At 61.5% G+C, this 20,685-nt stretch carries 17 protein-coding genes and 5 pseudogenes; 18 read left to right on the top strand and 4 right to left on the bottom strand.

Going from position 1 to position 20,685, the window contains the following annotated elements; genetic code table 11:
• Positions 1-149 precede the first annotated feature (149 nt).
• On the bottom strand, positions 150-1,130 hold the full coding sequence (locus C2U47_RS18910; protein ID WP_026141915.1) for an IS5-like element IS5 family transposase: 981 nt from the start codon (positions 1,128-1,130) through the stop codon (positions 150-152).
• Between C2U47_RS18910 and C2U47_RS18905 the strand changes: the two genes are divergently transcribed.
• From C2U47_RS18905 to gloA, 10 genes and pseudogenes are all read left to right on the top strand, one after another.
• Positions 1,129-2,187: an ISAs1 family transposase gene (locus C2U47_RS18905; RefSeq protein ID WP_103261837.1), complete on the top strand. Its 1,059-nt coding sequence runs from the start codon at positions 1,129-1,131 to the stop codon at positions 2,185-2,187. The two genes, C2U47_RS18910 and C2U47_RS18905, sit on opposite strands and share 2 nt — an antisense overlap.
• A complete protein-coding gene (locus C2U47_RS23805; protein WP_103261836.1) occupies positions 2,169-2,429 on the top strand; it encodes a zinc ribbon domain-containing protein in 261 nt (86 codons plus the stop codon). Before C2U47_RS18905 ends, C2U47_RS23805 begins: the two co-directional genes overlap by 19 nt.
• Positions 2,430-2,580: 151 nt before the next feature.
• Positions 2,581-3,162 (top strand): electron transport complex subunit RsxA, encoded by a 582-nt coding sequence (rsxA, locus tag C2U47_RS18895; RefSeq protein WP_039038677.1) that lies wholly within the window; start codon positions 2,581-2,583, stop codon positions 3,160-3,162.
• 4 nt (positions 3,163-3,166) lie between these two features.
• Positions 3,167-3,733, top strand: a complete 567-nt coding sequence (gene rsxB / locus C2U47_RS18890; RefSeq protein ID WP_042017194.1) for an electron transport complex subunit RsxB — start codon at positions 3,167-3,169, stop codon at positions 3,731-3,733.
• A gap of 14 nt (positions 3,734-3,747) precedes the next feature.
• Positions 3,748-6,361 (top strand): annotated as a pseudogene (gene rsxC, locus C2U47_RS18885) (electron transport complex subunit RsxC).
• A gap of 3 nt (positions 6,362-6,364) precedes the next feature.
• Positions 6,365-7,417, top strand: a complete 1,053-nt coding sequence (gene rsxD / locus C2U47_RS18880) for an electron transport complex subunit RsxD (protein WP_010674314.1) — start codon at positions 6,365-6,367, stop codon at positions 7,415-7,417.
• A gap of 43 nt (positions 7,418-7,460) precedes the next feature.
• The gene (gene rsxG, locus C2U47_RS18875) at positions 7,461-8,093 is read left to right on the top strand and encodes an electron transport complex subunit RsxG (protein ID WP_103261835.1); all 633 of its coding nucleotides are present in this window, start codon (positions 7,461-7,463) and stop codon (positions 8,091-8,093) included.
• Between the two features lie 16 nt (positions 8,094-8,109).
• Positions 8,110-8,868: an electron transport complex subunit E gene (locus C2U47_RS18870; RefSeq protein WP_010674312.1), complete on the top strand. Its 759-nt coding sequence runs from the start codon at positions 8,110-8,112 to the stop codon at positions 8,866-8,868.
• Positions 8,869-8,882: 14 nt separating this feature from the next.
• A pseudogene (nth, locus tag C2U47_RS18865) lies at positions 8,883-9,523 on the top strand (endonuclease III).
• A gap of 77 nt (positions 9,524-9,600) precedes the next feature.
• Positions 9,601-10,008 carry a lactoylglutathione lyase gene (gene gloA, locus C2U47_RS18860; RefSeq protein ID WP_010674310.1) on the top strand — a complete coding sequence of 136 codons (408 nt, stop codon included), beginning with the start codon at positions 9,601-9,603 and terminating at the stop codon, positions 10,006-10,008.
• A 69-nt stretch (positions 10,009-10,077) separates the two neighbouring features.
• On the opposite strand, the pseudogene C2U47_RS18855 reads toward gloA, so the two are convergent.
• Positions 10,078-11,151 (bottom strand): annotated as a pseudogene (locus C2U47_RS18855) (methyl-accepting chemotaxis protein); the annotation flags it as partial.
• A gap of 52 nt (positions 11,152-11,203) precedes the next feature.
• A complete protein-coding gene (locus C2U47_RS18850) occupies positions 11,204-12,430 on the bottom strand; it encodes an RNA-guided endonuclease InsQ/TnpB family protein (protein ID WP_102948227.1) in 1,227 nt (408 codons plus the stop codon).
• A 57-nt stretch (positions 12,431-12,487) separates the two neighbouring features.
• Here C2U47_RS18850 and tnpA point away from each other — a divergent pair.
• Positions 12,488-12,894 (top strand): annotated as a pseudogene (tnpA, locus tag C2U47_RS18845) (IS200/IS605-like element ISAs26 family transposase).
• Positions 12,895-12,948: 54 nt separating this feature from the next.
• Here the strand turns inward: tnpA and C2U47_RS18840 are convergent.
• Positions 12,949-13,509: pseudogene (locus tag C2U47_RS18840) on the bottom strand (MCP four helix bundle domain-containing protein); the annotation flags it as partial.
• A gap of 295 nt (positions 13,510-13,804) precedes the next feature.
• Between C2U47_RS18840 and C2U47_RS18835 the strand changes: the two are divergent.
• The 7 genes from C2U47_RS18835 (at position 13,805) to C2U47_RS18805 (ending at position 20,540) form a co-directional block, all read left to right on the top strand.
• Positions 13,805-14,734, top strand: a complete 930-nt coding sequence (locus C2U47_RS18835) for a ZIP family metal transporter (RefSeq protein ID WP_103261834.1) — start codon at positions 13,805-13,807, stop codon at positions 14,732-14,734.
• A 229-nt stretch (positions 14,735-14,963) separates the two neighbouring features.
• Positions 14,964-15,656, top strand: coding sequence for a 5'-methylthioadenosine/S-adenosylhomocysteine nucleosidase (gene mtnN / locus C2U47_RS18830; protein WP_103261833.1), 693 nt, complete (start codon positions 14,964-14,966; stop codon positions 15,654-15,656).
• A gap of 59 nt (positions 15,657-15,715) precedes the next feature.
• Positions 15,716-16,615, top strand: coding sequence for a cobalamin biosynthesis protein CobD/CbiB (locus C2U47_RS18825; RefSeq protein ID WP_103261978.1), 900 nt, complete (start codon positions 15,716-15,718; stop codon positions 16,613-16,615).
• Positions 16,608-17,465, top strand: coding sequence for a cobalamin-binding protein (locus tag C2U47_RS18820; RefSeq protein ID WP_103261832.1), 858 nt, complete (start codon positions 16,608-16,610; stop codon positions 17,463-17,465). Before C2U47_RS18825 ends, C2U47_RS18820 begins: the two co-directional genes overlap by 8 nt.
• A 156-nt stretch (positions 17,466-17,621) precedes the next feature.
• Positions 17,622-18,626 carry a UDP-N-acetylglucosamine 4,6-dehydratase (inverting) gene (gene pseB, locus C2U47_RS18815; RefSeq protein WP_103261831.1) on the top strand — a complete coding sequence of 335 codons (1,005 nt, stop codon included), beginning with the start codon at positions 17,622-17,624 and terminating at the stop codon, positions 18,624-18,626.
• Entirely contained in the window at positions 18,623-19,756 is a 1,134-nt protein-coding gene (gene pseC, locus C2U47_RS18810; RefSeq protein WP_103261830.1) for a UDP-4-amino-4,6-dideoxy-N-acetyl-beta-L-altrosamine transaminase, read from the top strand. The genes pseB and pseC overlap by 4 nt, the downstream gene beginning before the upstream one ends.
• 127 nt (positions 19,757-19,883) lie before the next feature.
• Complete coding sequence (locus tag C2U47_RS18805) at positions 19,884-20,540, top strand: class I SAM-dependent methyltransferase (protein WP_103261829.1); 657 nt, start codon at positions 19,884-19,886, stop codon at positions 20,538-20,540.
• Positions 20,541-20,685: the final 145 nt, after the last annotated feature.

The raw sequence follows: 20,685 nt of genomic DNA, 5'->3' as shown, positions 1-20,685 counted from the left end.
AAGGAAGGTGCGAATAAGCGGGGAAATTCTTCTCGGCTGACTCAGTCATTTCATTTCTTCATGTTTGAGCCGATTTTTTACTCCCGTAAATGCCTTGAATCAGCCTATTTAGACCGTTTCTTCGCCATTTAAGGCGTTATCCCCAGTTTTTAGTGAGATCTCTCCCACTGACGTATCATTTGGTCCGCCCGAAACAGGTTGGCCAGCGTGAATAACATCGCCAGTTGGTTATCGTTTTTCAGCAACCCCTTGTATCTGGCTTTCACGAAGCCGAACTGTCGCTTGATGATGCGAAATGGGTGCTCCACCTTGGCCCGGATGCTGGCTTTCATGTATTCGATGTTGATGGCCGTTTTGTTCTTGCGTGGATGCTGTTTCAAGGTTCTTACCTTGCCGGGGCGCTCGGCGATCAGCCAGTCCACATCCACCTCGGCCAGCTCCTCGCGCTGTGGCGCCCCTTGGTAGCCGGCATCGGCTGAGACAAATTGCTCCTCTCCATGCAGCAGATTACCCAGCTGATTGAGGTCATGCTCGTTGGCCGCGGTGGTGACTAGGCTGTGGGTCAGGCCACTCTTGGCATCGACACCAATGTGGGCCTTCATGCCAAAGTGCCACTGATTGCCTTTCTTGGTCTGATGCATCTGCGGATCGCGTTGCTGCTCTTTGTTCTTGGTCGAGCTGGGAGCCTCAATGATGGTGGCATCGACCAAGGTGCCTTGAGTCATCATGACGCCTGCTTCGGCCAGCCAGCGATTGATGGTCTTGAACAATTGGCGGGCCAGTTGATGCTGCTCCAGCAGGTGGCGGAAATTCATGATGGTGGTGCGGTCCGGCAAGGCGCTATCCAGGGATAACCGGGCAAACAGACGCATGGAGGCGATTTCGTACAGAGCATCTTCCATCGCGCCATCGCTCAGGTTGTACCAATGCTGCATGCAGTGAATGCGTAGCATGGTTTCCAGCGGATAAGGTCGCCGGCCATTACCAGCCTTGGGGTAAAACGGCTCGATGACTTCCACCATGTTTTGCCATGGCAGAATCTGCTCCATGCGGGACAAGAAAATCTCTTTTCTGGTCTGACGGCGCTTACTGCTGAATTCACTGTCGGCGAAGGTAAGTTGATGACTCATGATGAACCCTGTTCCATGGCTCCAGATGACAAACATGATCTCATATCAGGGACTTGTTCGCACCTTCCCTAACAAGCTCGATTGGTTGCGCAAGTACCGACCTTTTGCCGGCGCCATCCCAACCCGTCACTCGATTGCCCGCATCATCAGAGGCATCGCTATCGAACCGCTGGTACACGCCTTGTTTACCTGGGTCAATGCCCGTCGCCAAGCCGCTGGTCAGTCTATCATTGCCATCGATGGCAAGACCATACGAGGGGCAGTCAACCAACACGGGTCCGATAATTGCCTGCATCTGGTGACGGCGTTTGATACCGGTGAGGGTCTGGTGCTCTGCCAGAAGGCCACTCAACACAAAGGCGGGGAAATCGAGACAGTAAGACAGCTGATTGATTGCCTTGATATTAAAGATGCCATCGTGACCATGGATGCCCTGCACTGTCAGAAAGAAACCTTGCAGCGACTGACCGCCCGTGGGGCTGACTTTGTCGTTCAGGTAAAGGAAAACCAGCCCGGCTTACTGGCGGCAATCCGTAGTCAGTTCCAGCCCTGGTGGGAGCACGATGGTGAAGGGTTGGCGCAACACTGCACGCAAGAGCAGGGTCATGGCCGCCAGGAGGAGCGAACAGTCTTTCAGTTAACCGCAGAACTCCCCGCTGAACAGAAACTGGCTTGGCCCGGCATAACAAGCCTTATCGCCGTGGAGCGCAGTCGCGGTCAAAAAGGCAAGGTCACGTTAGACACCCAATACTACGTCAGCTCGTTGGCGATAGAGCCGGAGCAAGCCGCCAAGGCAGTACGCCAGCATTGGCACATCGAGAACAAACAGCACTGGGTACTGGATGTGACCTATCGGGAAGACCTGAGCCGGATTGGTGACAGGGAGGCAGCAGAGGTGTTTGCCCTGTTTCGTCGCATTGCGCTGAACATGGCGCAGCATCATCCGAAGTCAATCAGCAAGCGGCGAAAAATCAAATGCGCTTGCTGGAGTGATGATTTTCGAATGGAGATGTTTTTTGGCGTGACGACAGATGCGAATTGCTCGCAAAAAGTATAATCCCGCCCTGGGCCTACACCAGCCAGCAGTGCGCCTGTTGTGGGCATACTGCGAAGGATAACCGCCAGACGCAAAGCCAGTTTAAATGCGCTGCGTGTGGTTATGAGGCGAACGCCGATGTGAACGGCGCTCGCAATATTTTAGCGGCGGGACGCGCCGTTTTAGCCTGTGGAGGCGTGGTGCAATCAGGCCGCCCGATGAAGCAGGAACCCGGTACTGCGCGAGCAGCTATCACCCAGTAATGGGAATCCCCCTCCTGTGACGCGAAGCGCTAAGGTGGGGGAGGATGTCAAGAATTGGGCATTCGAATAATAACCATACGGCCTTGCGGTTGTCTAAAGGCACCTAACATCAGATAATACGGCCGCCTTCATACCGGATAACCCATCTTCAATGACTGAGTACCTGCTTTTACTGGTCGGCACCGTGCTGATCAACAACTTCGTGCTGGTGAAGTTCCTCGGCCTTTGCCCCTTCATGGGTGTCTCCGGCAAGCTGGAAACCGCCATCGGCATGGGTCTGGCCACCACCTTCGTCATGACGCTGGCCAGCGCCTGCTCCTATCTGATGGAGCACTATATCCTGATCCCGCTGGAGATCGCCTACCTGCGCACCCTGGGCTTCATTCTGGTGATCGCCGTGGTGGTCCAGTTCACCGAGATGGTGATCCGCAAGAGCAGCCCGACCCTCTATCGCCTGCTCGGCATCTTCCTGCCGCTCATCACCACCAACTGTGCCGTGCTCGGCGTGGCGCTGCTCAGCATCAACGAGCGCCACAACTTCATCCAGAGCATCATCTACGGCTTCGGGGCCGCCGTCGGCTTCTCTCTGGTGCTGATCCTTTTTGCCGCCATGCGTGAGCGGCTGGTGGCCGCCGACGTGCCAGCACCGTTTCGTGGCGTCTCCATCGCCATGGTCACCGCTGGCCTGATGTCGCTGGCCTTCATGGGCTTTACCGGCCTCATCAAGATATAACGCTATGATTCACATACTCTTTGCCATTCTGGTGCTGGCCCTGCTTGCCCTGGCCTTCGGCATTATTCTCGGCTTTGCCGCCGTCAAGTTTCATGTGCAGGCCGATCCCATCGTCGATCAGCTTGATGCCCTGTTGCCCCAGACCCAGTGCGGCCAGTGCGGTTACCCGGGCTGCAAACCCTACGCCGAAGCCCTGGCCAATGGCGACAAGATCAACAAGTGCGTGCCCGGTGGCGACGCCACCATGCGCAAGATTGCCGACCTGATGGGGGTCGAGCCCCAGTCTCTGGACGGCGGTGAAGACGCGGCAATCCCCGTCAAGAAGGTGGCCTTCATTCACGAAGACATGTGCATCGGTTGCACCAAGTGCATCCAGGCCTGTCCGGTCGACGCCATCCTGGGTGCCACCAAGGCGATGCACACCGTCATCGCGGCCGAGTGTACCGGGTGCGACCTCTGCGTCGACCCCTGCCCGACCGACTGTATCGAAATGATCCCGGTGCCGACCACGGTCGACAACTGGAAATGGGATCTGGCCAAGGTCGCCATTCCGGTCAAGATAGTGGAATAAACAGCGGAGTAACCATGCAGCATCTGCTCGAACGCATCAAAGCCGGCACTCTGTGGGATTTTCACGGCGGCATCCATCCCCCGAGAACAAGCACCAGTCCAGCCTGACCCCCGTCGTTGACGCGGGCCTTCCCCCCAGCTCATCATTCCGGTGCGCCAGCACGCGGGTCCGGCCGGCGAACTGCTGGTGCGGGTGGGGGACAAGGTCAAGAAGGGGCAACCCCTCACCCGTTTTGACAAGGGGCGCATCGTGCCGGTGCACGCTTCCACCTCGGGCACCATCACCGCCATCGAGCAGCACACGGTGGCGCACCCCTCCGGTCTTGACGATCTCTGCATCCTCCTCACCCCGGACGGAGACGATGCCTGGGGCGAGCGCACACCCCAGCCTGACTACTGGAACCTGGAGCGGGGGGCGTTGCTCGAGCGCATCCAGCAGGCCGGTATCGCCGGGCTCGGCGGCGCCGTCTTCCCGACCCACAGCAAGCTCGACGGCCGTGGCCAGCTCACCGAGATCCTCATCGTCAACGGGCTGGAGTGCGAACCCTACATCACCACGGATGACAGGTTGATGCAGGAGTACGCCGACGAGATCATGGACGGCATCCGGGTACTCAAGCACCTGCTCAAGCCCAAGCTCACCCTGATCGGGGTGGAAGATAACAAACCGGCGGCTATCGAGGCCCTGACCCGCTATACCAGCGACGCCGACGTGCTGGTCAAGTCGGTACCGACCAAGTACCCCTCCGGCGGTGCCAAGCAGACCATAGAGCTGCTCACCGGACGCCAGGTGCCCAAAGGAGGCCGGGCGGTTGACATGGGCATCATGGTGCTCAACGTCGCCACCGTCTTTGCCATCAAGCGCGCCATCATCGATGGGGAGCCGCTCATCGAGCGCATCGTCACCCTCACCGGCGACGCCTTCAAGAAACCCGGCAATGTCTGGGTGCGTCTGGGCACGCCGGTACGCTGGCTGCTCCAGCGTTTCGAGCTGCAACCGGAGGCGGATCAGCGGGTCATCATGGGGGGCCCCATGATGGGCTTCACCCTGCCCCACGCCATGGTCCCCGTGGTCAAGGCCACCAACTGCCTGCTCTCCCCCACCCGCGCCGAGCTGCCGCCCCCCGGCCCGGAACAGGCCTGCATCCGTTGCAGTGCCTGCGCCGATGCCTGCCCCGCCACCCTGCTGCCCCAGGAGCTTTACTGGTACAGCAGGGTCAAGGAGTACGACAAGGCCGAGAAGCTCAACCTCTTTGACTGCATCGAGTGCGGCGCCTGTGCCTGGGTCTGCCCGAGCGAAATCCCCCTGGTGCAGTACTACAAGATCGCCAAGGATGACATCCGCGAGGCCCGTGCCGAGGCCGAGAAGGCCGAACGTGCCAAGCAGCGCTTCGAGGCCAAGCAGGCTCGCTTCGAGCGTGAGAAGGCGGCCCGCGAAACCCGCCACGCCGAGGCCGCAGCCCAGCGTCGCCAGGCCATGACGACGGCCGGGGGCGAAGATCCGGTCGCCGCCGCCCTGGCCCGTATCAAGGCCAAACAGGAGACGGCCCAGGTGGCCGTGAGTGAACCCGCACCGGACAACGGGGCCATGATTGCCGCCCGTGAGGCGCGCAAGCAGGAGGCCATCGCCCGTCGTGCCGCCAAGGCCGCCAATGGCGAGGGCAATGAACTGACTGACACCCCGGCACCTGGGGAGCAACCTCCCAAGGCAGAGTTGGATCCCAAGAAGGCCGCCATCGCCGCTGCCCTGGCACGGGCCAAGGCCAAGAAAGCCGCCCTGGCGCAAGGGGACACGCCGATGGACGCGGGTGAGACATCCGTGAACACAACCGATAACGCCATTGAGGCCCCGGCCGCCGCATCCGAACCCGCCGCAGAGGTGGACCCCAAGAAGGCGGCCATTGCCGCCGCCATCGCCCGGGCCAAGGCCAAGAAGGCTGCTCAGGCGCAAGGTGACGGGCCGGTGGTCGCAGGTGAGACATCCGTGAATACAACCGAACAGGCCGTTGAGGCCCCGGCCGCCGCAGAGGTGGACCCCAAGAAAGCGGCCATTGCCGCCGCCATCGCCCGGGCCAAGGCCAAGAAAGCCGCACAGGCCCAAGGTGACGGGCCGGTGGTCGCGGGTGATACATCCGTGAACACAACCGAACACGCCGTTGAGGCCCCGGCCGCCGCATCCGAGCCCGCCGCCGAGGTGGACCCCAAGAAGGCGGCCATTGCCGCCGCCATCGCCCGGGCCAAGGCCAAGAAAGCCGCCCAGGCGCAAGGTGATGGGCCGGTGGTCGCGGGTGAGACATCCGTGAACACAACCGATAACGCCGTTGAGGCCCCGGCCGCCGCATCCGGGCCCGCCGCCGAGGTGGACCCCAAGAAGGCGGCCATTGCCGCCGCCATCGCCCGGGCCAAAGCCAAGAAGGCTGCTCAGGCGCAAGGTGATGGGCCGGTGGTCGCGGGTGAGACATCCGTGAACACAACCGATAACGCCGTTGAGGCCCCTGCCGCCGCATCCGGGCCCGCCGCCGAGGTGGACCCCAAGAAAGCGGCCATTGCCGCCGCCATCGCCCGGGCAAAAGCCAAGAAGCTGGCGGCCGAGGCTGCCTCCTCCCCTTCGACCGACAAGAGCCACTGATCCATGTTCAATATCGCGAGTGCGCCCTTTGCCCACAACCGCAAACAGACCCAGACCCTGATGGTGCTGGTGATCCTGGCCTGCCTGCCCGGCTTCCTGGCACAGACCTGGTTCTTCGGCTGGGGGACCCTGATCCAGATCCTGCTGGCGCTGGTCACGGCCCTGGGTTCGGAGGCCCTGGTCCTTCGCCTGCGCGGCCGCCCCGTCAAACCGGCCCTGCTGGATGGCAGCGCGGCGCTCACCGCCGTGCTCATCGGTCTCTCCCTGCCCCCCCTGCTGCCCTGGTGGATGCTGGTGCTGGGCACGGCGTTCGCCATCATCATCGCCAAGCATCTCTATGGCGGGCTCGGTCAGAACCTGTTCAATCCTGCCATGGTGGCCTATGTGCTGCTGCTGGTCTCCTTCCCGGTCCAGATGACCAGCTGGCTGCCCCCTTCCAGCATCGCCGCCTACGACATCGGCTTCGCCGATGCGGCCTCGGTGATCTTCACCGGCTTCAGCCTCGACGGCTACAGCATGCTGCAGCTCAAGCAGGGGGTGGATGGCCTGACCATGGCCACGCCGCTGGATACCTTAAAGACCGGGCTGACCCAGGGGCTGACCGCCACCGAAGTGATGACCCACAAGGTCTTCGAGGGCTGGGGTGGCATCGGCTGGAGCTGGGTCAACCTCGGCTACCTGCTGGGAGGCCTCTTCCTGCTCCAGCAGAAAGTGATCAACTGGCGCATTCCGACTGCCGTGCTGGGCGCATTGCTGCTCGCTGCCACCCTGGGCTATCTGGCTACCCCGGATGCCACCGCCACCCCCATGCTGCACCTGTTCAGCGGTGCCACCATGCTCGGGGCCTTCTTCATCGCCACCGATCCGGTGAGTGCCAGCACCACCGCAAAGGGGCGCCTCGTCTACGGTGTGCTCATCGGCGTGCTGGTCTATGTCATCCGCCGTTTTGGCGGCTATCCGGATGCCTTCGCCTTCGCCGTGTTGCTGGCCAACCTGTGCGTTCCCCTGATTGACAGTCTGACCCGCCCCAAGGTCTATGGAGCCCGTCGCAAATGAACCCCCATCTGAATTGCCGCAGACGCGAGACAGGGAGCCTCCCATGTTGAAAAGCATGCGCAAGAATGGCCTGACCCTGGCCCTCTTTGCCCTCGGCTGCACCGCCATGGTGGTGCTGACCAACGAACTGACCCGGGATCGCATCGCCCACCAGCAAGAGCTGGAGAAGCTGCGCACCCTGCAGGCCCTGCTGCCCGAGGGGAGTTATGACAACGATCTGGTGGCCAGTTGCAAGCTGGTCAGCAGCCGGGAATACCTGGGCAGCGATGAGCCCATGCCCCTCTATACCGCCACTCTCAAAGGGGTGCATACCGGCTACGCGCTGGAAACCGTGGCCCCCGATGGTTACAGTGGAGCCATTCGCATGGTGGTCGGCACCGATGCCAAGGGGGCCGTCAGTGCGGTCAGGGTGCTGGCCCACAAGGAAACCCCGGGGCTTGGTGACAAGATAGAGCTGAAGAAATCCAGCTGGATCGACAGCTTCACCGGCAAGTCCCTCACGACCGACAACGACACCACCTGGGCGGTGAAGAAGGATGGCGGCGAATTCGACGCCTTCACCGGAGCCACCATCACCCCGCGGGCCGTGGTCAAGGCGGTGAAAAATTTGCTGAGGCTGCAACAGGAGCACCCCGAACTGCTGCACGATGCCCCCTCCTGCCATACCAACCCCTAACGCCGGAGCACACGCTATGGAACAAGTCGACGTGATTGACACGGCCAGCCAACCCGCCGGGGAAAGTGGCCGCCGCGAAGAGCTCAAGGAGCTGATGCTGCAGGGACTGTGGAAGAACAACCCCTCCCTGGTGCAGGTGCTGGGGCTCTGCCCCACCCTGGCGGTCTCCTCCACCTTTACCAATGCGTTGGGGCTCGGCCTTGCCACCATGGTGGTACTGGTCTGCTCCAACCTCGCCGTCTCCCTGGTGCGCAACTGGGTGCCCAAGGATATCCGCATCCCGGTCTACGTGATGATTATCGCGGCCCTGGTGACCAGCGTGCAGCTGTTGATGAACGCCTACACCTACGGCCTCTATCAGGCGCTCGGCATCTTCATCGCCCTCATCGTCACCAACTGCGTCATCATCGGCCGCGCCGAAGCCTATGCCTCCAAGAACCCGCCCCTGCTTGCCGCCCTCGACGGCTTCATGATGGGGCTGGGCTTTACCCTGGTGCTGCTGGTACTGGGGGGCCTTCGCGAGATCATCGGCATGGGCACCCTGTTTGACGGTGCCGAGCTGCTGCTGGGTGACTGGGCCAAGTCATTGCGCGTCGAGCTGTTCCACGCCGACGCCAGCCTGCTGCTGGCGATCCTGCCCCCCGGCGGCTTCATCGGCCTCGGTTTGATGATCGCCGGCAAAAACGCCATCAACGACTGGATGGGCCGCAAGCAGAGTGCCGAGAAGGCCCACTGCACCGTGCCGGCGGCGGGCGCCCGCACGACCCAGCTCTGAGACAAGAGAGAGCCATGAACAACCAGAAACGCAGGCTGATCCTGGAGCGGTTGCGCGATGACAACCCCCATCCCACCACAGAGCTCAACTTCACCACGCCCTTCGAGCTGCTCATCGCCGTGCTGCTTTCGGCCCAGGCCACCGACGTGAGCGTCAACAAGGCCACCGACAAGCTCTATCCGGTGGCCAACACCCCCAGGCCATGCTGGATCTGGGGGTGGATGGGGTCAAGGAGTACATCAAGACCATCGGCCTGTTCAACACCAAGGCCGAGAACGTCATCAAGACCTGCGCCATTCTGCTGGAGCGCCACGGCGGCGAGGTGCCGGAGAATCGCGAGGCCCTCGAGGCCCTGCCCGGCGTCGGCCGCAAGACGGCCAACGTGGTGCTCAACACCGCCTTCGGCTGGCCCACCATCGCCGTCGACACCCATATCTTCCGGGTCTCCAACCGCACCGGCTTTGCAGTGGGCAAGAACGTCGATCAGGTGGAGGAGAAGCTGCTCAAGGTGGTCCCCGCCGAGTTCAAGCTGGACGTGCACCACTGGCTCATCCTGCACGGGCGCTACACATGTCTCGCCCGCAAGCCCCGCTGCGGCTCCTGCATCATCGAAGATTTGTGCGAATACAAAGAGAAGGTCTATCCCGAGAGTTGATCTGCAGGCCTCTGCGGATCCGGTCTCGGGCAATGGATTCAAGGCAGTACCAATCCACCAACCCGGAGAATTGAGCAATGAGAATTCTGCATACCATGTTGCGCGTCGGCGATCTGCAACGTTCCATCGACTTCTACACCCGAGTGCTGGGCATGACACTGCTGCGCAAGAGCGAGAACAGCGAATACAAGTACACCCTGGCCTTCGTCGGCTACGGCGACGAGAAGGATGAAGCCGTCATCGAGCTCACCTACAACTGGGGCGTGAGCGAATACGAGCTCGGTTCCGCCTATGGTCACATCGCCCTGGAAGCGGACGACATCTATGCCACCTGCGAGGCGCTGCGCGCCGCCGGCGCCAAGATCACCCGCGAACCGGGCCCTGTGAAGGGCGGCACCACCGTCATCGCCTTCGTGGAAGACCCGGACGGCTACAAGATTGAGCTGATTGCCAAGAAAGACGCCGGTACCGGCCTGGGCGCCTGAGCCCACGCCGCCTGGCGGTGAGAAAAACAACGGGGCCCAGGGCCCCGTTTTCATTGGCTGCGGCCACCGTCAGGCCAGGCGGAAGCGCCCCATGCTCTGGCGCAGACCCGCCGCCAGCTGGCTCAGCTCCAGACAGGCTTTGGCGGTGTGATCCGCGCCGGTCGCGACCTCGTTGGAGGAGTCGTTGATGCGCGCCACGTTGCGGCCCAGCTCATCGGAGACCGCATCCTGCTCGCCACAGGCACTGGCAATCTGGATCGCCATGTCGGCTATCTGGGCCACCGCCTCTTCAATCTGACGAATGCCCGCGCTGGTGCGTTCGCTCTGGCTCACGCACTGGCGGATCATCTCGCAACTCTGGCCGGTCACCGACTTCGCCCGGTTGGCACGGGCCTGCAGGGTCTCGATGATGGCGACGATTTCGCCGGTGGAGGCCTGGGTACGCCCCGCCAGAGTGCGCACCTCGTCGGCCACCACCGCAAAGCCGCGCCCCTGCTCACCGGCACGGGCCGCCTCGATGGCGGCATTGAGTGCCAACAGGTTGGTCTGGTCGGCAATGCCGCGAATGACATCCACCACCAGGTTGATCTGGGCGGACTCTTTCTCCAGTTCACTCACCAGGTTGCCCGCCTGCTCCATCTCACCAGCCACCCGGGTGATGGCATCCAGGGCCCCCTGCACATCCTGACTGCCGCGACGAGCCAGGGCATTGGCAGAGCTTGCCGACTCCGAGGCCACCTCGGTGTTGCCCGCCACATCCGCTACTGTCGCCTTCATCTGGGCCATGGCGGTGGCGACCTGGGCTATCTCCTGCTGCTGGCTCTGGATCCCCTGGGATGATTGCTCGGAGACCGCGCTCACCTCCTCGATGGCGGCCCCCAGCTGGGTCACGGCGGCGGCCACCTCCTCGATGAGCCCACGCAGGTTGTCCTGCATCTTGAGGGAGGCGCTGGCCAGCATCCCCAGTTCGTCCTGCCCGATGTGCTGGCGATCCAGCCGATGGGTCAGATCTCCCAGGGCGATGGCATTGGCCTGGGCCACCACGGCTTGCAGGGGCAGGCAGATCTGGCGGGTGAGGAACCAGGTCATGACCCCCATGAAGATCAGCAGGGTCGCGATGCTCACCACGGCAAAGGTCATCACCTTGACATCCTCCCCCACCTTAGCGCTTCGCGTCACAGGAGGGGGATCCCCATTACTGGGTGATAGCTGCTCGCGCAGTACCGGGTTCCTGCTTCATCGGGCGGCCTGATTGCACCACGCCTCCACAGGCTAAAACGGCGTGTCCCGCCGCTAAAATATTGCGAGCGCCGTTCACATCGGCGTTCGCCTCATAACCACACGCAGCGCATTTAAACTGGCTTTGCGTCTGGCGGTTATCCTTCGCAGTATGCCCACAACAGGCGCACTGCTGGCTGGTGTAGGCCGGGTTTATCGCCAACACCTGACCGCCTCGCCATGCCTGCTTATATTCGAGCTGGCGGCGCAGCTCAAACCAGCCCTGATCTAATATCGAACGATTCAGCCCTGATTTTGCCCGGACGTTGCGCCCCGGCTGGCTGGTCGTGCCCGCTGCTGATTTTGACATGCTGGCAACCTTCAAATCCTCAATGACGATCATCGCGTGGTTTTTGCTGATAGTCGTTGTGACCTTGTGAAGGTAATCGCGGCGGCTATTGGCGATATGTGAATGCAGCCGCTGGATCTTGGCTTTTTGTTTCTTCCAGTTGCTGCTGAACTTTACCTTTTTGCTCAACTGGCGTTGGAGCCTTGCCAGCTTGGTCTGATTGGTTTTGAAGCTGTTGACGGGCTCAAACACCGTGCCATCTGACAGGGTTGCGAGCTTGGCGATCCCCGCATCCAGCCCGACCATTGAGCCGGAGGGGTGAATTGGCTCGGACGTCTCCTGCTCGACCTGAAAGGAGATATACCAGTGCCCGGCTGCTTGGCTGACGGTCGCGTTTTTAATTTTCCCTTCAACTGGCTGGGACTGGCGAAACTTGACCCACGCCAGCCCGGCAGGCAGCTTCACTCGACCCTTTTCAAGGCGGCAATACTTGTCGAAGTTGACGAACCGGATAGCGTCGCGGTTGTCGCTTTTTTTCTTGAATACGGGTGCCTTGGCGGCGAGTTTCTTATCAAAGCAGCGCATCCACGCGCCATGCAAATCCTTGAGCTTCTGCTGGAGGTTGTCGGTATATGCCTCGGCCAGAAAGGCCATTTCTGGGTCTTTCTTCCAACTGGTGAGCATCCTGTTCAGCTCAAAGGCAGAAGGCAGTTTTTCGCCAGCATCCAGAATGCGTTTGGTTTCTGCCAGCCCGTGATTCCAGACATAACGAGCACAACCGCCCAACTGGCGCAGGCGTTGCGCTTGTTGTTCGGTCGGTTCGAGTCGGAATTTGTAGGCTTTCAGAATTTGCATTTAGCGCTCAGTGTGTAGCATTATTGCCATATCTATTAAGCCCGATTGAGTGACAGAATGCAATTCACTAAAATTAATAAATCACGCCATGCGGCCTACGCTTTGCACGTACATTTGGTGTTTATCACCAAGTATCGAAAGCCGATACTGGGGGATCTGCATCACGCTTCCTTCGGTCAGTGTGCGGCAGAGGTTTGCAGAGATTTTGGTGCGGAACTGAAAGAGTGTGACGGAGAGGCTGATCATGTTCACATGCTGATAGAGTACGCGCCAACGGTACAGCTATCGGTACTCTGGTGAACTCGTTAAAGGCGGTCACATCAAGGCGACTGCGTAATGAATTTCTGGACTTGAGAGGTGCTTACAGCAAACCCGTATTCTGGTCACGCTCTTACTTTGCGGGCTCTTGCGGCGGAGCACCGTTGGAGGTGATCAAGCAATACATTCAAAACCAGCGGGGCTGACGCCCCGGCGAAATTCCCCTCCCACCTACGTCGGAGGGAGTCCCCTTTCGCATTTAAGATGGTGACGCTGCCAAGCAGGCTGCCACGGTTCTCTTCCACAAAGCCAAGATTCACCTTCACCAGGGCACGCACCGCCAGCTCCAGCTCGGTGTAGAGCCCGTTCGAGCGAAACAGCGCCTCCCTGGCCTCATCCCTGCTGCCCTGGAACAACAGGGCATCCACCTGGTTGACGGCCCCCAGATATTGCAGCCACTGCTGCTTGACGCGGTTGAAGGCCTGGCGTTCATGCTCGGCCCCCACGGTTGCCTCGTAGGCATCCATGACCTGCTGCACCTTGCCCAGGCTCTCCTGGATGCGGGCGCGGCGAACCTGCCTGTCGACGGCATCTTCCACCATCAGCAGGGCAAACTGGGCACGGCGCACATAGGAGACGTCGTAGAGCAGGTTGTCAACCGAGAGCACGCTTGGCAGGGTGGAGTCGGTGAAGTTCAATACCCGATCCCGAATGTCCCGCAGTTCGGTGGCGAGAAACAGGCCGAAGACGGCGTTGATGACAGCAATGACCGCAAAGACGGCGGCAATCTTCTTGCCGATGGAGAGATGCTTGTAAGACATGTTGGCTGGTGATCCTCGACTGCAGATGTGCAGTGACACAATGATCACATCCGTGTAAGCGGTGACCCGAGACTCCTGACGGGAAATGACGATGGGAGCAAAGAGAGGGGATCCCTTGCTTCCCGCTCGCCCCACGCCGGGCCTTGTGCCCGCCACGAGGCTGCCAGCACAGTAGCGACCAGCTCGACGCAAAACTTGAGCCGATTGCCACAATCGGTCCGTCGTCATGGACAAAGCAGGGGCCAGGTTATGTAATGGCCGTTCGTCTCTCCCCATTCCTGTCTTCAGAGGCCCCATGGACAACGTATCGACCCTCTCCCCTTCCTGGTCTGTCCAACTGCGCGAGCAGATAGCAGATCGCCCCCTCATCGCCCTGGGGCTGCTGCTCGCCCTGGTCGCCGTGCTGCTGCTCCTGGTGCAGAGTCTGGTCGTGCTGGCGGCCGGTGACATCACCGCCGGCATGCGCTATGGCCTCCTCGGCGGTGCCGCCGGTTTTGCCGCCACGGCGCTGGGCGCACTGCCAGCCCTGTTTCTGCGCGCCGTCCCCCAGCGGGTGGAAGACGCCATGCTGGGCTTTGCGGCCGGCATGATGCTGGCCGCCAGCGCCTTCTCCCTGCTGCTGCCTGGCCTGGAGGCGGCCGAGGGGATCACCGGCAACGGCTTTCTCGCCGCCGCCGTGGTGGTGACCGGCATGACCCTCGGGGTGCTGCTGATGCTGGGGCTGGATCAGTTCACCCCCCACGAGCACGACAATACGGGCCCCTGCGGCCCCGGCCACGAGAGCTGCGCCCGGGTCTGGCTGTTCGTGTTCGCCATCGCCCTGCACAACCTGCCGGAGGGCATGGCCATTGGCGTCAGCTTCTCCCAGGGGGACATGACGGTGGGGTTGCCGCTCACCACCGCCATCGCCCTGCAGGACATTCCCGAAGGACTGGCGGTGGCGCTCGCCATGTGCGCCGCCGGTTTTCGCCCTTCGGTCGCCGTGCTGGTGGCCATCGCCAGCGGCCTGCTGGAGCCCCTTGGTGCCCTGCTCGGGGTGGGACTCGCCAGCGGCATGGCCATCGCCTACCCCGTGGGGCTCGGGCTCGCCGCCGGCGCCATGCTGTTCGTGGTCTCCCACGAGGTGATCCCCGAAACCCACCGCAATGGCCATCAGACCCACGCCACTCTGGGCCTCATGGTCGGATTCGCCCTGATGATGACGCTGGATACCGCGCTGGGATAACGGGTCGGCCCCCGTGCACGCCGTGTTCTCCCACGAAGCGTTCCCCGCGCCGCTGGCCTTGTTCACCCGCCCGCTGCAACGGCTGGCAGGAAAGGGCGAGTTGGCGGCTCTGGTCGAGCGCCATCCCTGACGCCCCCATCCCCCCTCGCAATGCTCGGCGCCACCGCCAAGTTTTGTTATCATCCCCGCCAACTTTTCCGGCCCAGCGGCCATCGAGACGAGGTAGATGATGAAAGTAGGTATTATCGGCGCCATGGAGCAGGAAGTAGCCCTGCTGCGCAGCCAGCTGAGCGAGCCCACCACCCTGCAACTGGGCGGCTGCGAGTTCTACCAGGGCCGCCTGGCCGGTAAAGAGGTGATCCTGACCCGCTCCGGCATCGGCAAGGTCGCCGCCAGCGTCGCCACCAGCCTGCTGCTGGAGAAATTCGCCCCCGACTGCGTCATCAACACCGGCTCCGCCGGCGGCTTCGCCCAGGATCTGCACATCGGTGACGTGGTCATCGCGAACGAGATGCGCTTCCACGACGTGGACGTGACCGCCTTCGGTTACGAAATGGGCCAGATGGCCCAGCAGCCCGCCGCCTTCCCCTGCGATGAAAAACTGATCGCCCTGGCCCAGGCCTGCATCGCCGAGCAGGGCAAGCACCAGACCAAGGTCGGCCTCATCTGCACCGGTGACCAGTTCATGTGCAAGCCGGACGCCATCGCGAAAGCGCGCGCCGACTTCCCGCAGATGCTGGCGGTGGAGATGGAAGGGGCTGCCATCGGCCAGGTCTGCCACATGTTCAAGGTGCCCTACCTGGTGGTGCGCGCCATGTCCGACATCGCCGGCAAAGAGCAGGTAGAGTCCTTCGATGCCTTCATTGAGGTGGCGGGCCAGCACTCCGCCGAAGTGATCATCGCGCTGCTCGGCAAGCTGTGATCGACGCCCCCGCCTGGGATGCCCAGTTGACCGCCCTCGCCTCGACGACGGCGGCCATCATGGTGGGTGCCGCCCTGCTGGAAGCCGTGCTGCCCTGGCCTGCCCGCTTTCGGCCTGGCGCCGCCGTTCCCTTGCTGGCCCGCCTCGGCCAGAAGGTGTATCGCCCCGACGGCTCGCCCCGCCAGCAGGCCCAGGCGGGGCTGCTGGCCCTGCTAGTGGTCTGGGTACCCTGCGCCGCCGGGCTCTGGGCGGTGCGCAACCTATCCCTGTCGGAGCCCCTGTTCGATCTCCTGTTCCTGCTGCTGATGCTGGAATCCCGGCCCCTGCGTGAACTCGCCCAGGCGAACCAGTCCCTAGCGACCCAGGAGAGCCTGGTTGTGGCGCGGTTGCAGGCGGCCCCCTGGCTCCAGCGGGAGACGGGCAAGCTGTCGGTGATGGGGGTGAACAAGGCGATCGGCGAGACCTGCGTGCTGCGCCTCGTGGGCCAGTGGGCCGGCCCCTTGCTGGGCTTTGCCCTGGCCGGCGTGCAAGGCGCCCTGCTCTGGCGCCTCGCCCAGCTGATGAACCAGGCCTGGAGCCCCAAGCAAGCGGCGTTCGCCCACTTCGGCCGCGCCGCCGCTGCGCTCTATCAGGGGCTCTGCGCCCCCGTTACCCTGTTGTTGGCGCTCCCCCTGTGCCTGCCCCGGCTGCGCCAGCTTGGCAGCACGCTGCGCCCGGCTCTGCAGTGGCCCTATCCGGCCATGGGCTGCCTGCTCAGCCTGCTGGCCCAGGCCATGGGCAGCCGGCTCGGCGGGCCCCGCTACTATCAGGGCCAGCTGGTGCGCCTCCCGGTGCTGGGGGAAGGCCGCGAACCCGATGCCTCTCTGCCCCGGCGCCTGCTTCGCTGCCTGCTGCTGGCGGGCTGGGGCTGGCTGGCCCTGGCGCTGCTCCTGACCCTGCTGGAACTGCACCATGGATAATTCCTTCCACTGGCGAGCACTCTGCCTGCTGCTCAGCCTGCTGAGCGGCCCTCTGCTGGCCGCGACGCCCCCGGCGCCACAGCGCGTCATCACCCTCACCCCTCATCTGACCGAGCTGCTGTATGACATCGGAGCCGGGGATCGCATCGTCGCCACCGACGATGCCTCCGACTTTCCCGCCGAGGTGGCAACCCTGCCGCGCGTGGCAAACTATCGCAGCATCAACCTCGAGGCCCTGCTGGCCCTGAAACCGGATCTGGTGGTGGCCTGGCGCTCGGCCCAGGCGCGCATGCTGGCCCCCGTCGAGCGGCTCGGCATCCCGGTCTTCTACTCGGAGCCCACCGACTTTGCCTCCCTGGCCACCGAGATGCGAAGCCTGGGGCGCCTGCTCGGCGTCTCCCAGCAGGCCGACGAGCAGGCCGACGCCTATCTCGCCAGGCTAAACACCCTGGCGACGCGCTATGGCGAGCCCAAGCCCGTCTCCGTCTTCTACCAGCTCTGGTACCCGCCGCTCACCAGCGTCAACGATTCGACCTGGCCGGGCCAGGCCATCGGCCTCTGCGGGGCTCGCAACATCATGGCGCAGGCGGCCACGCCCTATCCCCAGGTCGGGCTGGAGCAGGTGATCAAGGCCAACCCCGGGCTCATCCTGGCCGGCGGCCGGGACCCCAAGGTGCTGGACCACTGGCAGCAGTGGCCCATGCTGGATGCGGTCAAGCACCGCCGCCTCGCCCTCATCAACGCCGATGAGCTGCACCGCTTCACTCCCCGCGCCCTCAACGCGGTGGAGCAGATATGCGAGGCGATACTGACGACGGATCGGGAGATAGCCCCTCATTCCAGAAACTGATAAGCGTAAATTCCGAGATATTGGTTAAACTTCTCACCTCAAACCTCGATATCTGCAAATCCAGCATTTTCTCGGCCTATCACATTCTTCTTGCAAGAAACTCGCGCCTTATTTGTTAGTATATGATTCATCACTGTTTTTAATGAGATGCTCACTATGTTCAATGAGAAAACGATCCTGATCACCGGTGGCACAGGCTCTTTTGGCAAGCTCTTTATCAAGACAATACTGGAGCGCTACCAGCCTCGCCGCCTGATCGTTTACTCACGGGATGAGCTCAAACAGTTCGAGATGCAGCAGGTCTTAGATGCCCCCTGCATGCGTTATTTCATTGGCGATGTGCGGGATGCCAACCGCTTGACCATGGCGATGCGCGGGGTCGATTACGTGGTCCATGCCGCCGCACTCAAGCAGGTTCCCGCCGCTGAATACAACCCCATGGAGTGCATCAAGACCAATATCCACGGGGCCGAGAACGTCATTCAGGCCGCCTTGATCAATCAGGTGAAGAAGGTGATCGCGCTTTCCACCGACAAGGCCGCCAACCCGATCAACCTGTATGGCGCCACCAAGCTGGCCTCCGACAAGCTGTTCGTCGCCGCCAACAATATCGCCGGCCAGGATCCGACCCGTTTTTCTGTGGTGCGTTACGGCAATGTGGTCGGCTCCCGCGGCTCGGTCGTCCCCTTTTTCCAAAAGCAGATCGCGCAGGGGGCCGACGCCCTGCCCATCACCCATGAGGAAATGACCCGCTTCTGGATCACCTTGCAGCAGGGGGTCGATTTTGTGCTGCGCAACTTCGAGCGGATGAAGGGAGGGGAAATTTTTGTTCCCAAGCTGCCTTCCGTACGCATCACTGATCTCGCCCTTTCCATGGCACCCGAGCTGCCGCACAAGATTGTCGGCATCCGCCCGGGCGAAAAAATGCACGAAGTGATGTGCCCTGCTGACGACTCCTACCACACCTTTGAGTTCGACGACTTCTTCATCATCGGGCCGACCATCAACTTCAACAACCGCAACAACGACTTCTCGAAGACCGCCGCCGACGAGAAGGGAAAGATGGTCGACTCGGGATTTGAGTACAACTCTCGCAATAACCCGGCGTTTCTGACCATCGAAGAGCTCAAACAACTCAATCAGCAAGTGGTAATGGAATGATCCCGTACGGCAGACAATCGATCAGTGAAGCGGACATCGAGGCCGTGGTCGAGGTCCTGAGATCCGACTTTCTGACTCAGGGGCCGGTCGTTCCCCGTTTCGAACAGGCGGTCGCCGATTACTGCAGCGCCCGCTTCGGGGTCGCCGTCAACTCCGGCACCGCCGCCCTGCACATTGCCTGCCTGGCGCTGGGAGTGGGCCCAGGTGACTGGGTCTGGACCTCCCCCATCAGCTTCGTTGCCTCCGCCAACTGCGCCCTCTATTGCGGCGCTCAGGTTGATTTTGTCGATATCGAACCCGATACCGGCAATATGTGCGCCGTGGAGCTGGAACGAAAACTGATGGCAGCCAAGGCCGAAGGACGGCTGCCCAAGGTGGTGATCCCGGTACACTTCGCGGGCCTGCCCTGCGACATGAAAGAGATCCACCGCCTTGGGCAAGAGTATGGTTTTCTGATCATCGAAGATGCCTGCCACGCCCTCGGCGCCCGCTATCACGACGAACCCACCGGCAACGGTCGCTACAGTGACATCACGGTCTTCAGCTTCCACCCGGTGAAGATCATCACCACGGGTGAAGGCGGCATGGCGATGACCAATGATCCGCTGCTTGCCAAGACCATGCGTCTACTGCGCAGCCACGGCATAACCCGCGAGGCCGAAGATTTTATTAACGATCCAGACGGCCCCTGGTATTACGAGCAGCAGCTGCTCGGCTTCAACTACCGGATGACCGACATCCAAGCCGCACTGGGATTGAGCCAGATGACCAATCTGGAAACTTGGATCCTCAAGCGCGCAGAACTGGCCCGACGTTACTTCGAGGCTCTGGCCCCGGAGCTACTCCCGCGCTATTTCAGCGCCGAACGGCGAAGCGCCTTTCACCTGTATGTTCACCATGTCGCCCCCGAACAGCGCGCCCACCTCTTTAGCCAACTGTGGGAACAAGGCATCGGCGCCAACGTGCACTACATGCCAATCTACCATCAGCCCTGGTATCAGCGCTGGGCCCCGGCTCCCTTGCCGCAAGCCGAACAGTTCTATGCCGGCGCCATCACGCTGCCGCTGTTCCCAGGGTTAACGCCTGAGCAGCAAGCCCAGATCTACGACGTTTTGTCGCCAACACTCTGATTCCGCCGCGGAGCCTCTATGCACATCCTAATCTATGGAACCTCTACCCAAGCCCTGCACTTCCTGCCTGCCCTGGCGCTGAACTTTACGCTACTGGGATTTGTTGACAGTGACCCGCACACGCTGGATGAACAAGCCGGTATATCACCCCAGTCAGCTTTCAGGCGTCCAATTCGACAAAATCTTGATCGCCAGCTCTTTTGTCAGCGAGATCAACCAGACGCTGGCCAGTTATGGAATCGAGCCGGGCATCCCCGTCGTAGCGTGTGACGAGATACTGCAGACCAGTCGCGAATATGAGAATGCCCTGCAAGCAGTGCATTCCAAACGCGAGGATATGCTGCCGAAGATCCCTCTGCTGCAGCAGCATATCGAGGGCACAACCTTGTTGACCGATCGATTGGCACTGCTCGAGAAGTTACCCACCCAGGGCGTCGTGGCCGAACTGGGCGTGGCGGCGGGTGATTTTAGTCGCCAGATCATGGATATCTGTGCTCCGGCGCAGCTACATCTGGTGGATATATGGGGTTCGGATCGCTACGGCGAAGAGTTGTACCTGAGTGTGAACAACCATTTTCAGCAGCAACAACAGCGCGGAGAGGTGACCATTCACCGCAAACCTTCGCTGGAGGCACTGGAGAGTTTCCCGGATCAGACCTTCGATTGGGCATATATTGACACGACACACAGTTATGAATTAACCCGAGATGAGCTCCGGACCTGTGCAAGAAAAGTAAAATCAACCGGTATTATTGCTGGTCATGACTACATTCAAGGAAACTGACGCTCTCAATATCGCTATGGCGTCATCGAAGCGGTGCATGAATTTTGTGTGGAATACAACTACCGCATTTTATATCTAACGATGGATATCTCTGAATGCCAGAGCTTTGCGTTAATTAAAAATAGTGATGGCGTTTTTCCATAAT

This window comes from Aeromonas sp. ASNIH7 (assembly GCF_002903485.1).
Classification (GTDB): domain Bacteria; phylum Pseudomonadota; class Gammaproteobacteria; order Enterobacterales; family Aeromonadaceae; genus Aeromonas; species Aeromonas caviae.
Note: the sequence above shows the minus strand (reverse complement) of the source record. Positions and strands in the feature narration are given on the sequence as shown.